Source organism: Yeosuana aromativorans, assembly GCF_014646655.1.
Taxonomy (GTDB): Bacteria; Bacteroidota; Bacteroidia; order Flavobacteriales; family Flavobacteriaceae; genus Yeosuana; species Yeosuana aromativorans.
Map to the genome: position 1 here is coordinate 127,216 of NZ_BMNR01000004.1, position 15,886 is coordinate 143,101.

General features: G+C 36.1%; 11 protein-coding genes. 7 read left to right on the forward strand and 4 right to left on the reverse strand.

Annotated features, from left to right (window positions below):
- Positions 1-153: 153 nt before the first annotated feature.
- Entirely contained in the window at positions 154-1,689 is a 1,536-nt protein-coding gene (guaA, locus tag IEW94_RS09650) for a glutamine-hydrolyzing GMP synthase (protein ID WP_188652430.1), read from the reverse strand.
- A gap of 60 nt (positions 1,690-1,749) precedes the next feature.
- Positions 1,750-3,123: a pyridoxal phosphate-dependent decarboxylase family protein gene (locus IEW94_RS09655; protein ID WP_188653070.1), complete on the reverse strand. Its 1,374-nt coding sequence runs from the start codon at positions 3,121-3,123 to the stop codon at positions 1,750-1,752.
- A 169-nt stretch (positions 3,124-3,292) separates the two neighbouring features.
- On the opposite strand from IEW94_RS09655, the gene IEW94_RS09660 reads away from it, so the two are divergent.
- Together IEW94_RS09660 and IEW94_RS09665 are read left to right on the forward strand one after the other, a co-directional pair.
- A complete protein-coding gene (locus tag IEW94_RS09660) occupies positions 3,293-5,146 on the forward strand; it encodes a tetratricopeptide repeat protein (RefSeq protein ID WP_188652432.1) in 1,854 nt (617 codons plus the stop codon).
- Positions 5,147-5,370: 224 nt separating this feature from the next.
- Positions 5,371-7,611, forward strand: coding sequence for a hypothetical protein (locus IEW94_RS09665; protein WP_188652434.1), 2,241 nt, complete (start codon positions 5,371-5,373; stop codon positions 7,609-7,611).
- A 57-nt stretch (positions 7,612-7,668) separates the two neighbouring features.
- Here the strand turns inward: IEW94_RS09665 and bshC are convergent, their stop codons facing one another.
- Positions 7,669-9,267 carry a bacillithiol biosynthesis cysteine-adding enzyme BshC gene (bshC, locus tag IEW94_RS09670; protein ID WP_188652436.1) on the reverse strand — a complete coding sequence of 533 codons (1,599 nt, stop codon included), beginning with the start codon at positions 9,265-9,267 and terminating at the stop codon, positions 7,669-7,671.
- Positions 9,268-9,554: 287 nt separating this feature from the next.
- Between bshC and IEW94_RS09675 the strand changes: the two genes are divergently transcribed.
- The 4 genes from IEW94_RS09675 (at position 9,555) to IEW94_RS09690 (ending at position 13,298) form a co-directional block, all read left to right on the forward strand.
- Positions 9,555-10,844: a carboxypeptidase-like regulatory domain-containing protein gene (locus tag IEW94_RS09675; RefSeq protein WP_188652437.1), complete on the forward strand. Its 1,290-nt coding sequence runs from the start codon at positions 9,555-9,557 to the stop codon at positions 10,842-10,844.
- Between the two features lie 219 nt (positions 10,845-11,063).
- Entirely contained in the window at positions 11,064-11,429 is a 366-nt protein-coding gene (locus tag IEW94_RS09680; protein WP_188652439.1) for a DUF2200 domain-containing protein, read from the forward strand.
- Between the two features lie 113 nt (positions 11,430-11,542).
- Positions 11,543-12,730, forward strand: coding sequence for a TlpA family protein disulfide reductase (locus tag IEW94_RS09685; RefSeq protein WP_188652441.1), 1,188 nt, complete (start codon positions 11,543-11,545; stop codon positions 12,728-12,730).
- Between the two features lie 28 nt (positions 12,731-12,758).
- Complete coding sequence (locus tag IEW94_RS09690; RefSeq protein ID WP_188652443.1) at positions 12,759-13,298, forward strand: SseB family protein; 540 nt, start codon at positions 12,759-12,761, stop codon at positions 13,296-13,298.
- A 91-nt stretch (positions 13,299-13,389) separates the two neighbouring features.
- Here IEW94_RS09690 and rimO read toward each other — a convergent pair whose 3' ends face one another.
- On the reverse strand, positions 13,390-14,694 hold the full coding sequence (gene rimO / locus IEW94_RS09695; protein WP_188652445.1) for a 30S ribosomal protein S12 methylthiotransferase RimO: 1,305 nt from the start codon (positions 14,692-14,694) through the stop codon (positions 13,390-13,392).
- A gap of 82 nt (positions 14,695-14,776) precedes the next feature.
- On the opposite strand from rimO, the gene IEW94_RS09700 reads away from it, so the two are divergent.
- Entirely contained in the window at positions 14,777-15,856 is a 1,080-nt protein-coding gene (locus tag IEW94_RS09700; protein ID WP_188652448.1) for a serine hydrolase domain-containing protein, read from the forward strand.
- Positions 15,857-15,886 lie beyond the last annotated feature (30 nt).

Below are 15,886 nucleotides of genomic sequence, written 5' to 3' on the forward strand. Positions count from 1 at the left end.
GCTATATTCATTTTTACATGCACATAACATGCCAAAAAGCAAATCCTAGTCATATTGCTTTTGAATTCACTTGTGTTATATACGTGAATTTGTCTTTCCTAAGATGACTTCAATTTTATAAATATAGCTTTTAAACTGATATTCTCCCAAAAATTATTCCCACTCAATAGTAGCAGGTGGTTTTGAGCTAATATCATACACTACTCTATTAACGCCTTTTACTTTATTTATTATGTCGTTTGATGTTTTTTGTAAGAATTCATACGGCAAGTTTACCCAATCAGCCGTCATGCCATCAGTACTTTCTACGGCTCTCAAAGCCACACATTTTTCATAAGTACGTTCATCGCCCATCACACCCACACTGTTAACAGGCAACAATATAGCGCCAGCTTGCCATACTTTATCGTAGAGTCCCCATTCACGTAAACCATTGATAAAAATGGCATCAACCTCTTGGAGAATACGGACTTTTTCAGCAGTAATATCACCCAAAATACGGATGGCCAAACCTGGTCCTGGAAATGGATGTCGCCCTAACAATAATGGATTGATTCCCAAAGTAGCCCCTACTCGCCTAACCTCATCTTTAAATAACGCCTTTAAAGGTTCTACGATTTTAAGTTTCATAAAATCTGGTAAACCGCCAACGTTATGATGGCTTTTTATAGTGGCTGAAGGTCCTCCGGTTGCCGATACACTTTCTATCACATCAGGGTAAATGGTGCCTTGAGCCAACCATGTCACGTTATCTATTTGATGGGCTTCATCATCAAACACCTCTATAAAGGCATTCCCGATGGCCTTGCGCTTTTTCTCTGGGTCATCAATACCTGCTAAAGCATCCAAAAACCGTTTGGAAGCATCAACCCCTTTTACATTGAGTCCCATACCTTCGTATTGCTTCAACACACTTTCAAATTCATTTTTTCGCAACAATCCATTATTGACAAAAATACAATACAGGTTTTTCCCAATGGCTTTGTGCAGCAGCACGGCAGCCACAGATGAATCCACACCACCTGAAAGCCCTAAAACCACTTTATCGTTACCTAGTTTCTTTTGAAGATCTTCCACGGTTTCTTCCACAAAAGATTGTGGTGTCCAATCTTGACGAATACCTGCTATATGAACCAAAAAGTTTTCCAATAATTGTTTACCGTCGGTTGTATGATACACTTCCGGATGAAACTGAATGGCATAGGTTTCTTCGCCTTCAATTCTATACGCCGCATTTGTAACGTCATTGGTACTGGCAATTAAAACAGCATTGGTTGGCAAATGCTTAATGGTATCACTATGGCTCATCCAAACTTGACTACCTGCATTGATGTTATCAAAGAAAGGCTCATCATTCTTTATAAATGACAAATTAGCACGACCGTATTCCCTGGTATTTGAGGGCGCTACTTCGCCTCCTGAAAAATGTGCCAAATATTGGGCGCCATAACAAACAGCCAACATGGGTTTCTTTCCTCTAATTTGAGATAGATCTGGATGTGGAGCATCCTCACCTCTAACGGAAAACGGACTACCGGAAAGGATCACCGCGTTATATTCCGTAACGTTTGATAGTTTTTTGTTGTAAGGATGGATTTCGCAATAAATGTTGAGCTCTCTAACTCTTCGGGCAATAAGCTGTGTGTATTGTGACCCGAAATCTAAAATAAGTACCTTATTGTGTTGCATGCGCAAAAGTAATAATTGATTTTATAATGACGAATCACGATGGATAATTTTTTGATTTTTTTATACCATGGAATCCAAAATCATTTCGATGTCTTTTTCTGTGGTATCTGGATTGATAAAACAAAAACGTGAAACCGTTTGGAAGGTATTGCCTGTTTTCCATTTAGTTGGTGTCACCAAAGCAAATCCTTTTCTGTGGTTTTCATAGGTCCAGTTGGTATAATCTTCAGGTTCCCATCCTATTCTTCTGTAAAGTACACAAGACAAGCTAGGCTCTCTTACCAATTCGACATGTGGTTTTTCCTGAATCATTTTACCCGCAATTTGAGCCAATTCAATGCCTCGCTCTACGGCTTCCTTGTATCTGTCGGTTCCATGCATGGCCAAAGAAAACCAAAGAGGCAACCCCCTAACTCGTCTGGTCAACTGTATTTGATAATCCGTTGGATTAAATCCATGGGCGCCTTCATCTTTAAATATATCCAAATAAGAGCCTTCCTGTGAATGCGCCTTTTTGGCCAATTCCGGATTTTTATAAATAACAGCACCGCAATCATACGGTGAAAACATCCACTTATGCGGATCAATGGTGATACTGTCTGCCTGTTCAATGCCGTGAAACAAATGCCGAACAGAATCAGCTATCAATGCACCGCCTCCATAAGCGGCATCTACATGAAACCACAATTTTTCTTTGTCACAAATAGCCGCTATGCCTACCAAATCATCAATGATACCAGCATTGGTTGTGCCACCAGTTCCCACCACAGCAAATAAGCGCTTTCTCTGATGGTCTGTTAATCCTTCAATGGTTTGTTGAAGGGCTGAAGCTTCCATTCTGTCTTCGGTATCCACAAGCAACACGTCCACATCCACCACTTTGGCCATAGCCTTTACTGAGGAATGCGCCCCGATGGAAGTGATAATAATGCCTTTTTCTACTTTATTTTGATCGTTTAAACTGCGCCAGTATTCTCTCGCTGTGACAATGGCTGATAAATTAGCAGCCGTTCCACCGCTGGTAAACACACCAAAAGCGCCTTCGGGCAAACCCGTTAAGGATACCATCCATTTCATGGCTTCATTCTCACAAAAAATGCCACCGGCTCCTTCCATCCAATATGCCCCGTGAATACTGGATGCTGATGTAACCAAATCAAACATAATAGCCGCCCTGGTAGGCGATGCCGGCACAAAGGCCAAATTTCTGGGATGGTCAACCGGCACATTGGCTTTTGATAAATGCTGTTTCCACAAATTAAAGGCATTCTCTCCTCCTATCCCTTTTGCGGTAATGGTTTCGCCTACCAATGCCCTTAGTTCAGCTTCTTTTTTTGGTTGGCCTATTGTACGTTCTGTTGCTGAAATTCTATCAATAGCATACTTCATGACATCCAGTGTCATTTCAACTAAATCAATATCTATTTTGTGCATGCTTGGTTCCATTCCTAAATATTTTTACATCCTTTTTTAAGGGGTTGTAAATTTAACACTAACTGATGAATATATTGTTTTTGAAATCTGATAATATCATTTGAAAAAATCAACTGTTTGATTTACAATAAATAAATATTTATTTTTAACAAAGATTAAACACCAATAAATGAAGCGACCAATCATTGTCTTTCTTTTCTTTTGTATGTGTTTGGGTTCATTTTCCCAAGAAAATAAAAAACTTGATAGCCTTTTAAAAGCCTTCAATAATCAAATTGATGGTATTGAAAAAGTTAAAACAAGTCAAAAACTTTATAACACCTACAAACATAAAAATCCAGATGAAGCTTTTAGGTATGCCAATTTCGGATTAACACTTTCCAAAAAAATTAATTACAAAAGCGGTGAAGGTCTTGGGTATCTTAACTTGGCATACTATTATAGATTTTTGCCAAACATAGATTCGTCAAGATATTATTTTAAAAAATCGGTAAACACATTAAAAAACACCAAAAATCAAGAAAGTCTTTGGAGTGCATTAAATGAATATGCCATTTTTGAAACGCTTCAAGGGAATTTCAATAGAGCCATAGAACTCGCCGACCAAGGTCTTGCTGTAGCCACAAAGATGAAACATGGCACCCATATGGTTGATAACATTCAACGAAAATCTACCACTTACATGGATATGGGCAAATTAGATCTTGCGATGAAGGAAACCTTAAATGCCCTGCATGTTTTAGACACCATAAAACCTGAAAACAAATTAGGGAAAGCCATTGCAAACGGTGATATTGGCAGAATTGAAATGCTAAGGGGCAATTATAAAGAAGCTTTGAAACCTTTCAATAGTGCATTAAATACATTGAAGGAATTAAAAAATGATCATTGGACGGCCGTTTTGTATATAGAATTGGGCAATTTGTATTGGTATATGAAAGATTATGATGAGGCACTAAAAAATTACCGACTTAGTTATGAACTTGGCGAAAAAATGAATCGAGATGATTTTTTAGCCTCCAATTTGGCTAATATGGCTGATATTTACTCAAAAAAAGGAGACAACAAAAAAGCATTAGAGTATCTTTTAAAAGCACAAGCCATTACCGAAAAAATTGGGTCCATCAATAATTCAATAATTAACTACAACATGTTGGGTGACATCTATTACAGAACCAACGATTATAAAAAAGCAATTTATAACCATACCAAAGCCATTAAGTTAGCAGATTCCGTAAAAGCTCTAGATGTTATTAGAGATGGCTATTCTGGCCGTTCTAAAGCCTATGAAAAAACAGGAAACTATTTAGCTGCATTACAGGACCAACGACAATATCAAATTTACAATGACAGTATTTTCAATGAAGCCAAGGCCAAACAAATTGACGAATTAAAAACACAATATGAAACCGAAAAAAAAGAACAGCAAATATTACTACAAGAAAAAGAACTCGACTTATTGAAACAAAAATCGAAAAACGAGAATTTAATTCGCATCTTATTAATTATTGGCTTATTATTTTCTTTGGCAGCCTTTTATGCCATTAGACAAAAATTAAAACGCAACAAACTGGAAAAAGAAAAAGTAGATACCGAATTAGCCTTTAAAAAGAAGGAACTCACAACACATGCCCTTCATTTGGCCAAAAAGAATGAGGTCTTGGAAGGTTTAAAACAAAAAGCCGAAGAGCTAAAAACTTCAGAGAACAATAAAAATGGCTATCAGCAACTTATAAGAACCATTAATTTTGATTTGCAGGACGATAACAACTGGGAAAACTTCAGTAAATATTTTCAAGAAGTCCACAAAGATTTCAACAGTAATGTAAAGGAAAAATTCCCGGAAGTGACCCCAAATGAACTACGCTTGATGTCCCTCTTAAAAATGAACCTATCTTCTAAAGAGATTGCCAATATCCTTAATATTTCACCAGATGGCATTAAAAAAGCGCGCTATCGGCTTCGTAAAAAACTAAATATCAACACCGATAATTCTTTACAAGATTTCGTGTTAAGCCTTTAATGATATGCCCTTATAAAGCTGTCTACCATTTGTCATTAATATATTCACAAGGTGTCCACCCGTTGTCCACCCCGTTTTTTTTTATTCACCAATTTCATGTTTTAGGTTTGTTTTGTCATTAAGTTGACAACAACCGTTTTGTGGTCTTGTTCGGTTTAGGGCTGCAGACCGTTTTCCGGACAGGTCACACAAAACAGGATTATCAACCACAAAACATAACAATTATGAAAGCAGTAAAAAAATTAGTTAAAAACCTCTGTTGGGTGTTTTTGGCTATAGTAACCTGTAATTGCAACAATGAAGGATTAACAGAGCCCATTAAACCTGTTGGTTCCAACGAGCAAATTTCTGATAATAGCATCACACCTCAAGGGGTCGTTACAAATACTGAAAACGGATATACAGTTGATGGTAGCTTAACAATTGCCACGGCTTCTTCGGGGGATGTAGTTTTTGACAACGCCAATCTTGATGTCCAGTTTGATGATGACGGCACCTTAATGTCTGTTACTGGTACTTCAGAAATACCGGCACCATCCAATTATTTTGAATTTGAAAACCCTGTACAGGCAGACGTTGGCTTCTTTTCTGGTAAGTTTTTAAATGAGAATAGAGATTTTGAAATACAATTAGTTGACGATAGTTGGTATTTTGTGTTTGCCGTTTCGGTAAATCTAGAATTAAAACTTGGTGCCAATAATGATCCAGCAGCACAAAAACCACTGACCATTAAAGCACCCATTGGCGGCCACATAACGTTTATTGCTGATTATACAGACCCCATGTTTTTCTATTCATTAGGTGGAGATGCACTTGGTGGAGGCAGCAGTAATAATGCTGGCAGTGGAAATGGCAGCAACGGAAACTCTAGCAGTTCCAAATTAGCCAGTGTAAGTTTTGGGGCTTCCTATGGATCAAATTTCAAATACATATCCTCAAATCCCGTAAATGGAAAAACCGTTTCATTTCAAGCCAATCAGGTAACCGGTGGCACAGTTTCCTTTTTTAAAGTGTTAGAAGCTACCGGCATGTATTATCAAAATAGAGGATTTGATGTCAACGTAAACTTTGATGAACCCATGAAATCTGATTTTGGATATAACTATCGTGCGGGAATCAACGGAAAATTAGATTTTTCATTTGACATTGCTTCCTTCATTTCATTCGGTTTTCCAATAGGTTCTGGTAGTGCGGCAATTGTTGCAGAAGCCAGTACCAATAATGGCATTGTTGCAAAAGCTCTCATTAATGGATTGGTGGAGCCCGATCTTTCTTGGTGGCCAAGTATTATTCCGGTAGCTCCTAGTGGTAATATGAATGCCTATGGATTTGTTGAACAAACAGGTAATTTTGATATTGGCCTATCAGGTGTTTTTGATTTAGAAACCCCTACAGGCAGTCAATCTATTGGTGGTGCCATGCGGGCCACTCCAGAAGCTTTTACAATGGAAGGGCAAGTAACTGTTAATGACGACATATGGCAAGCCAATGCAACCTTTACCAAAGATGAGACAAAGGTTATAGCCACGCCTCCAGTGAATTTTACTGCCGGCATTTCAGAAACGGTTTCATCCCAAATTGATGCAGCCATTGAGACTACCGAAAAAGCAAAAGCAGATTTATTGGCCGCCAATGATAAGTATGAGTTTGAATTAAGTTTAAGAGGCTTGAGGGCGGCGCTTCCTGATATTATTGATAGGGCTAATACAGAAATCACAAATGCTGTAAATTCTGCAGTTTCCGCTGCAGAAAGTCAGGCTAGTTCTATTGCCAGCAGCAACGGAGCTGCCATATGTAGCACAAATATTTCTTCGATTGTCAATGGAGCTGTCCAGCCTTACAGAGACACTTTAAACAGGTTGAAAAATGCCGTAAACGATTCCAATGATAATGAGCAAACAAGAGCAGAACTGGAAAGTGCTCTAAGATACCTTGCAACCTTGGATAAAATAAACAAAACTGTAACGGTTAACATTTCTTACGGAAATAAAGCTGTTAATAATCCAAGTCCAATACCAGATATAAACAAATGTAGTGTTTGGTCCAGTAGCACAACACGAAATAGAACTATATCAGCCACCATATTAACGGCAACACAAGTATCCCAATTATTGGAAGCGGCAGATAATGTTAAATATATAGCCGAGGCAGAAGGCATTAAATTTGATGCTCAGGTCATCCTTGATAAGTTGCCAACTATTGAAGAACTAAACAATTTAAAAGATGGTGTTGATGCATGTATTTCAGAACTTACAGATGGTCTTCAGGCTTCTGGTTTTACATACAACAACAATACAAAGGAATTTAGTCCTTTTATTGTCATCAATGGTGAAGAAAAATCAGTTAAAGCGTACAATATTTTTAGCGGAGATGAATTAGTTGAACGCGCACGTGTTAATACAACTAGTTGCAACCCAGAAGGTGCCCTGCAAAAATTAATTAATGATGCTAAGAAAAGACATTAAGTTTTAATAAATTATTTGAGTTAGTATGATAAAAGCAAGCTATTTAGCTTGCTTTTATCATAACGTAAATATTGCAAACTCACTTTTTAAAGGATCTAAATGATTGACCAATTCAGAAATCAATTCCTTACCATGTTCCAAATAAAATTCTGAAAAATTTGTCGTTCGTTCTTGCAAGCTTTGATTTGGGAACAACTCATTTTGAATGTCTGTCATTCTGGAAACCTGATCAGACAACTTTCGCTTTTGGGCTTTCAGCAACCGCTTTTCAAGATTATCCAACCCTTTTAATTGTTTTACTTCCTGAGCTTTTACAGCTCCCAAAAACGTTTTATCTGTCTGTTCTGCTAATTTATATAAATTCTCAAATTGTTGTTTTAAATATTCTTTTTGTGGTGAAAAGTCAATATCTATATTGGATATTTCTCGCACCTTTTTATTGATAAAAGCATCTCGCTTTAAAAAAATATCTTGATTGGAAATGTTTAGTTTTTGAAGTTTTTCTTGTTGTTTTCTGGATTGTATCAATACAGAGTTTCGTAATAAAAGTATAGGAAAAGGAACGCTAACCTTGTTGAAAAAATCTTTTAGCTGAAACCAATAGGCCAATTCTCCACCGCCACCAATATAACATAGATTTGGTAAAATAACCTCTTGGTACAACGGACGCATAATCACATTGGGGCTAAAACGTTCTGGATGGTTTTCCAATTCTTTTAGTAAAGTTTCCTGGGTCCAAGTGATATCTGTATTGACAACGCCATATATACCATCCTCAAAAGCAATACGTTCCCTAAGATTGTCTTTAATATAGAACAGATTGATTTCTCTGGGATTAACCTGTATGCCATAATCCTTTGATAGGGTTTTGTTGGTATTTGAAACCGCCTTAAATGATGTTTCATGCAGTAGCTCCTCTTTCATGTAAGGCACAAACTGACGCTTTAATTCTTGACAATTGGCATCAATAATGACCAATCCGTAATCTTTAAAAAGCGCATTGGTCAAATATCGTGTAGCATCCGTAAGGTTATTGTGTTTTAAATAAGCTTCACTAAATAACTGACGTAGTTCATCAGCGTGCTTGCCCTCACCCAAATCTTTGGAAAACAACTCAAAAACATCCTGTAAGCCATCAGTACTCAATGCTCCCACAGCACCACCAGCTTCTGCATTCCAATGTACTTTTTTGCCTTTGAAATTAAAATAATTGATTTCCTCAAAATCATGATCCTCAGTCGCCATCCAGTACAAAGGCACAAAATTATAGGCAGGAAAAGCTTGTTTTAATTCTTTGCAGAGATTAATAGCAGACAAAATTTTATACAAAAAATAAAGAGGACCTGTAAAAATATTCAATTGATGCCCTGTGGTGACCGTAAAGGTATTTTTGTTAACTAAGGCTTCTATGTTTTGTTGTGTACTATCGGATGTATTTATAGTCTTATACTGTTCTTTTAAAACCTTAACAAGTAACTTTCTATGAGATTCTGAAACGCGCACAGAATGTTGTTTTTCTTCTATCTGTGCTTTAAAATTGTCATGTTTTGGAAACCGATTGTAAAATTGTTGCAGCTCGGGTTTTTCATCTAAATAATCACAAATAAGCGATGAAAAATAGCCTGTTTTTCTAAATGATATGGTTTCCAAAGACATATTAAATAAGTAGAAATTTTAACCGTAAATATACAGCTATTCAACTGTTAAATTCTAAAAAATACGTTAAGAGTTCCTCTAAATATATAAAAAAGCCATGTTGAACAATTCACTTTTAAGGATATTTTAAACATTAAAAATTGAATCTGCTTTAAAGTATATTTCCTCAACACATTTTAAACTAACATTGTAAAAAATAAGCCCTTTTTTTAACTAAAAATTCTTGCCTTTGTGACTACATTTTAGTAACTTAACATGTTTATTTTAAGCTATTTAAACCATACACCATGAAAACAACTAGCTATATTAAATCGTCACTCTTACCGTATGTTACAACTTTGGTTTTTATGTTTATAACATGTATTACAAGTGCCCAAACAGTAAATTCAGACCAAACACAGTCCAACAATGAATTTAAGGGTATTGTTTTGGATAGTAAAACCAGAACGCCTTTAGCTTATGCAGATATCAATATTAATGGTACACATATTGGTACTATAACAAATAATGAAGGTGAATTTCTATTAAAAGTTCCTATTGTTTATATGGATAAAAACATTGTGGTATCCATTTTGGGCTATGAAAAAAAAGAAATTAATATATCAGAATTAAAAAAAGACAACAACAAAATTTTGTTGGATGTATCATTGACGGAATTGAGCTCCATAAATGTTTACGGCGCCAAAAATGCTGAAGCATTGGTTCGTGCAACCTTGAATAGAAAAAATGAAAATTATTATAATGAACATGCCGTTATGACGGCCTTTTACAGAGAAACCATTAAAAAGCGCAACCGAAATGCATCACTATCTGAAGCTATTATACAAATCAACAAACAACCCTATTACAATTTAAAAAATGATGAAATAAGTCTTATAAAATCAAGAAAGAGCACAGACTATTCAAGACTTGATACGCTTGCAATAAAACTCCAGGGGGGGCCTTTTAGTGCGCTTTATACCGATATGGTTAAATACCCCGAATATATTTTTGACATAAATAACTTATCCCAATACGTGTTTAGTTTTGACACATCAACACAAATAAACAACAGACCTGTTTATGTGGTCAATTTTAAGCAAAGTATCAACAACAAGCAACCATTATATTATGGAAAATTGTATATTGATTCTGAGACCTTGGCCTTAACAAGTGCTGTTTTCAATTTAAATGTAGAGGACAAACAACTATCAAGTGAATTATTTGTTAGAAAGAAACCAAGAAAAGTCATAGTTTATCCAACCGAAGCATCATATAGAGTTGATTACAGAACCAAAAATGGAAAATGGTATTATGGCTATGGCAATATTCAACTTACATTTAAAGTAAACTGGAAAAACAAATTATTCAATAGCGTTTATACATTGAATAGCGAAATGGCCGTCACAGATTGGAAACTAAATGATACTAGTGCTTATCAAGGAGAAAAATTAAAACCCAATGTGATTTTAACTGAGAAAACATCTGGTTTTGCCGATCCTAAATTCTGGGGTGAATACAACATCATAGAACCTGAAAAATCCATTGAAAACGCCATCAAAAAAATCAATAAAAAACTAGAACGAGCCGATTCTTGAAAGTAAAATCACCACAATTGGTGTACGCTCGGTTTTATGAATTTAGAATAAATGGATTCAATTTTCTTCATCTCTTCAGAAGATAATTCAGGACTTCTCCACTTGAATATCGGACAATACCCGGTCTTCATTTGAGGCTTGTAATTACACATTTCTACTAATCAACTTTGTAGGTATTTATGTATATTTGATGCAACTAAAAAAGTAATTAAACTAGAAATGGAAGTTACAGATAAGCACAATGAGCGAATAGCAAAAATGACCTTTGCATCGGTATATCCCCATTACCTAGCAAAGGTGGAAAAGAAAGGCAGAACTAAAGCAGAACTCTATCAAGTGATAGAATGGTTAACAGGCTATGATGAAACCAAACTGCAAAAACTTATTGATAACAAGATAACATTTGAGGTTTTCTTTAAAAACGCAAAGTTGAATCCAAATGCCCATCTTATTACTGGAGTAATCTGCGGTTATCGAATTGAGGAAATTGAAAATTCATTGACCAAACAAGTCAGGTACTTGGACAAATTAGTAGATGAATTAGCCAAAGGCCGAAAAATGGAAAAAATATTACGCGTTGGTTAAGCACTCAAGCAGACAATTGCTTTTTTAGTATGGGTTAAAACTAAATACAGGAATCACAACATGATTGTTAACCTAAACATATCATGCAACAAATTATGCATTAATTGAACAAAATGAAAACTTCCTCTATAAAAAACACAATTAAGTTAATCTTATTGTCAATAACGCTAATGGCATGTCATTCTCCAACAGATATCTCAGGACAATTAGAAGGAACAATAAATAAAGACACAAAGATATATTTAATTGAACCTAATGGCTTGCGCGAAGTCGCCGCTTCATATCTCGGTAAGGTCATCGATTCTACTCTGGTGAATTCTGATGGTAGCTTTGAGTTTCAAAACTTGCCAAAAACCAAAGAAGCCAAATTATTTGAATTAGCCATACAACAATCAGACAAATCGCCCAATTATTTACAAACCGATAACCCTAATAAAGCCAACTATATGCCCATTCTTTGGCAACCTGGAGAATCTTTGCAAATAGCGGCCAAATTAGATGAATTTCAAAAAAGTTTTTCAATTGAATACCCTTCAGAGACCAACAAGGGTTTATTAGACTTAAGGGACATCAAACAAAGAGCTTACCAAACCTTTCTTGCAGGAAAACACTGGAACGTAGAAAATGGCAGTCAATTATTGGAAAAGGAACATGCCATCTTACAATATCAAAACAAGCTTATAACATTCGCAGATAGTACAAAATACCTGATGCCGGCATTGGTTGCATTACGTTGGGTGAGCCCTGAGAATGATTATGAACGTGTGCCCGAATTTTTAGTGAGTCAATGCGAAAAGTGGACCAAAAAGCAACCAGATAATCCTTGGGTAAAACAGCTTTGTGCTGAAAGTGATCGTGCTAATTTACCCGTTTTAATAGGTGATGTGTTTCCAAATCTCGAACTTCCAATGTTAACAAAGGATACGCTCACCATTAAAAGTCAATTAGGCAACAAGCTCACTATAGTAGATTTATGGGCTTCATGGTGCGCTCCTTGCCGAAAGGAAAACCGAGAGGTTTTAGTTCCTCTTTGGGATTTATATCATGGCCAAGGTTTACAAATTATTGCTTATGCTCTGGAGAGTGATGAAACTGCTTGGAAAGAAGCTGCAGAACATGATGGAGCAAGCAAGTGGTTACAAGCATCCGATTTGCAGGGAGATGATGCACCATTCTTAAAAAAAATCCGTATACAGACCATCCCCGCTAACTTCATTCTAGATGATAAGGGTTTGGTTATTGCCAAAAACATTCATGGTAAGGCTTTATTGGATTTTGTAAAAACTTATATAAACAAATAAAGTTGGCATAAGTTAGAAAAAAGTACAAATGAAAAAATTAACGATATTATTATTAATTATGGGATTATTTAATTGGTCAGGATTGTTTGGACAAAAAAAAGCAGAATCGGATAGTAAAGTTGACATAAATAAACCAATTGAAAATCCTGAATTAAAAAAGGCATTCGAAACATTCCGAAATAAGAAGACAGAAGAAAATCTTATGACTGTGATTAATGGGTTTTTAAAAGCTAATTTCCTTGTTTTGGCTATAACTGACGAAATGGAAACATCAAAAAGTGGAACAAACAACGTAGTTGTTGAAAAAGGTGGTTTGATTAAATTTTTAAATTGTTTTGACCAAGATGATAAACCTTTTCTGCCGCTATTTACTGATTGGCAAGAAGTAGATTTGTGGTTAAAAAATCGTGATATGAACACAAGCGGATTTGTAATGAATACATTTGAGGCTTTTGAATTTGCGAAAAATGACACATTTTATAATGGAATTGTAATCAATTCTGGCTCAAATGCTTGGACAATGAGCAAAGAGAAAATCGGTAATTTCTTGGAAGAGTATAAAAAATAAAACCAGTGCCTAATACGTTAACTTAAATATTTTTTAGCGAATTGACTCAAGATTTCTTTTCTGAGAATCCGTTTTAAACAACATTTACGTTCTATTTCACAACGTCACCATACAAATCAAAGTCCGCCGCATCAGTAATCATTATGTTAGCAAACTGCCCCGTTTTCAAATAGGTTTTTGTAGCATCAATCAAAACTTCATTATCTACATCTGGAGAATCAAATTCAGTACGCCCAACAAAGTAATTGCCTTCTTTCCTATCAATCACCACCTTAAAAGTCTTACCGATTTTTTCTTGGTTTAATTCCCACGAAATCTGTGCTTGAATTTCCATGATTTCATTGGCGCGCTGCTGTTTCACTTCTTCTGGCACATCGTCCTCTAAAGCAAAGGCATGTGTGTTTTCTTCATGGCTGTAAGTAAAACATCCCAAACGCTCAAAACGCATATCCTGCACCCATTGTTTCAACGTTTGAAAGTCGTCCTCGGTCTCTCCTGGATACCCAACAATCAGGGTTGTTCTAATGGCCATACCTGGAACAGCTTTTCTAAATTCTTGTAACAATTTAGTGGTTTTTTCCTTGGTGGTTCCACGTCTCATACTTTTAAGAATCCTATCGGAAATATGCTGCAATGGAATGTCAATATAATTACAAATCTTGGGTTCTCTGTTCATGACTTCCAAAACGTCCATTGGAAATCCTGTAGGAAAAGCATAATGCAAGCGTATCCATTCAATACCATCCACTTTTACAAGAGCTTCCAGTAATTCGGCCAGGTTTCTTTTTTTGTAAATATCAAGTCCGTAATAGGTTAAATCCTGAGCAATCAGGATCAACTCCTTAACCCCTTTGGCAGCCAATTTTTTAGCTTCTGTTACAATATCTTCAATAGGGGTTGATTTGTGTTTACCACGCATTAATGGGATAGCACAAAAACTGCAAGGTCTATCACAACCTTCGGCTATTTTTAAATAGGCATAGTTTTTTGGGGTAGTTGTTAGACGTTCACCAATCAGTTCATGTTTGTAATCGGCTCCCAAAGCCTTCAATAAGCCCGGTAATTCAGTTGTACCAAAATACTCATCCACATTAGGGATTTCCTTTTGTAAATCTGGTTTATACCGTTCACTTAAACAACCCGTCACGAAAACCTTATCAATATCTCCATCTTCCTTTTTTTGTACATACTCCAAAATCGTGTTCACACTTTCTTCCTTGGCATTATTGATAAATCCACAAGTGTTGATTACTACAATATTGCCTTCTTTTTCATGAACCACATCTTTTCCACTGGCTTTTAGTTGCCCCATCAACACTTCACTGTCATACACATTTTTGCTACAGCCAAGCGTTACTACATTGATTCTGTTTTTCTTTAAGGATTTTGTTCGCATAGATTTATAAATCAGGGCGCAAAGATACAATCTTAATTAAACCTTTTATATATTTAGGGGTCTTAAAATGAAACCTACTGTTATGAAAACACTTCAAATCTGTATCATAATTATCTTTGGGTTGTTTTTTTGTTGTTCCAGTAATGACACTCCTAAAGATCCTGAACCAACTCCTACTGCTCTATATTTTCCGCCCGTAAATTCCAATACTTGGGAAACGACTTCTGTTACGAACTTGGGTTGGAGTGAAAGCGCACTACAACCACTTTTGGATTATTTGGAAGAAAAAAACACCAAGGGTTTTATGATTCTTTATAACGGTAGAATTGTGGTTGAAAGCTATTTAAATGGTCATACCAATACTTCGCTTTGGTATTGGGCCAGTGCAGGTAAAATCTTGACCTCAACGGTTTCTGGTATTGCACAAGATGAAGGCTTGATTAACCTTGATGATAAAGTATCAGATTATCTAGGGACTGGATGGACCAGTGAATCATTGGATAAGGAAAATTTAATCACTTGTAAAAACCTACTTTCCATGAATTCTGGGTTAGACGATAGTTTAGGTGATGACGTGTCGCCAGCTAATCTTCAATACAAAGCTGATGCCGGAACGCGCTGGGCCTATCACAACGTGTATGTGAAAATGCAGGATGTGGTGGCAGCAGCCAGTAATCAAACTTGGAATAATTATTTTAATACAACACTGAGGGATAAAATAGGCATGTCTGGAAATTGGGTAAACCTAAATGATTTGAGCGTCTATTGGAGCAATACCCGTAGTATGGCTCGTTTTGGACTCATGATTTATGCTAAAGGGAAATGGAACGATACACAAATAGTCTCTGAAAGTTTTTTAAATGAAGCAACCAATACCTCTCAAAATATCAATCAATCCTACGGGTATTTGTGGTGGCTAAATGGAAAATCAAGCTATCATTTGCCTGGTTTACAGCTTGAATTTAATGGCACTTTAATTCCAAATGCTCCTGCTGATATGTATGCCGCTTTGGGTAAAAATGATCAAAAAATCTACATAGTTCCCAGCAAAAAACTGGTCATTGTCAGAATGGGTGACGTTGCCAATCCCGACAATCCAACTTTTGCCTTATCAGGTTTTGACAATGAGTTATGGGGTAAAATTAATTTATTGATTAATTAGTTTTGATATTAAAAATGGATTCCTGCCTTC

What these genes read in the sequence shown, in the direction of transcription:
- guaA (WP_188652430.1), bottom strand. Translation starts at nt 1,689, where the DNA reads ATGCAACACAATAAGGTACTTATTTTAGATTTCGGGTCACAATACACA.
- IEW94_RS09685 (WP_188652441.1), top strand. Translation starts at nt 11,543, where the DNA reads ATGAAAACTTCCTCTATAAAAAACACAATTAAGTTAATCTTATTGTCA.
- IEW94_RS09680 (WP_188652439.1), top strand. Translation starts at nt 11,064, where the DNA reads ATGGAAGTTACAGATAAGCACAATGAGCGAATAGCAAAAATGACCTTT.
- IEW94_RS09665 (WP_188652434.1), top strand. Translation starts at nt 5,371, where the DNA reads ATGAAAGCAGTAAAAAAATTAGTTAAAAACCTCTGTTGGGTGTTTTTG.
- rimO (WP_188652445.1), bottom strand. Translation starts at nt 14,694, where the DNA reads ATGCGAACAAAATCCTTAAAGAAAAACAGAATCAATGTAGTAACGCTT.
- IEW94_RS09700 (WP_188652448.1), top strand. Translation starts at nt 14,777, where the DNA reads ATGAAAACACTTCAAATCTGTATCATAATTATCTTTGGGTTGTTTTTT.
- IEW94_RS09675 (WP_188652437.1), top strand. Translation starts at nt 9,555, where the DNA reads ATGAAAACAACTAGCTATATTAAATCGTCACTCTTACCGTATGTTACA.
- IEW94_RS09660 (WP_188652432.1), top strand. Translation starts at nt 3,293, where the DNA reads ATGAAGCGACCAATCATTGTCTTTCTTTTCTTTTGTATGTGTTTGGGT.
- bshC (WP_188652436.1), bottom strand. Translation starts at nt 9,267, where the DNA reads ATGTCTTTGGAAACCATATCATTTAGAAAAACAGGCTATTTTTCATCG.
- IEW94_RS09655 (WP_188653070.1), bottom strand. Translation starts at nt 3,123, where the DNA reads ATGCACAAAATAGATATTGATTTAGTTGAAATGACACTGGATGTCATG.
- IEW94_RS09690 (WP_188652443.1), top strand. Translation starts at nt 12,759, where the DNA reads ATGAAAAAATTAACGATATTATTATTAATTATGGGATTATTTAATTGG.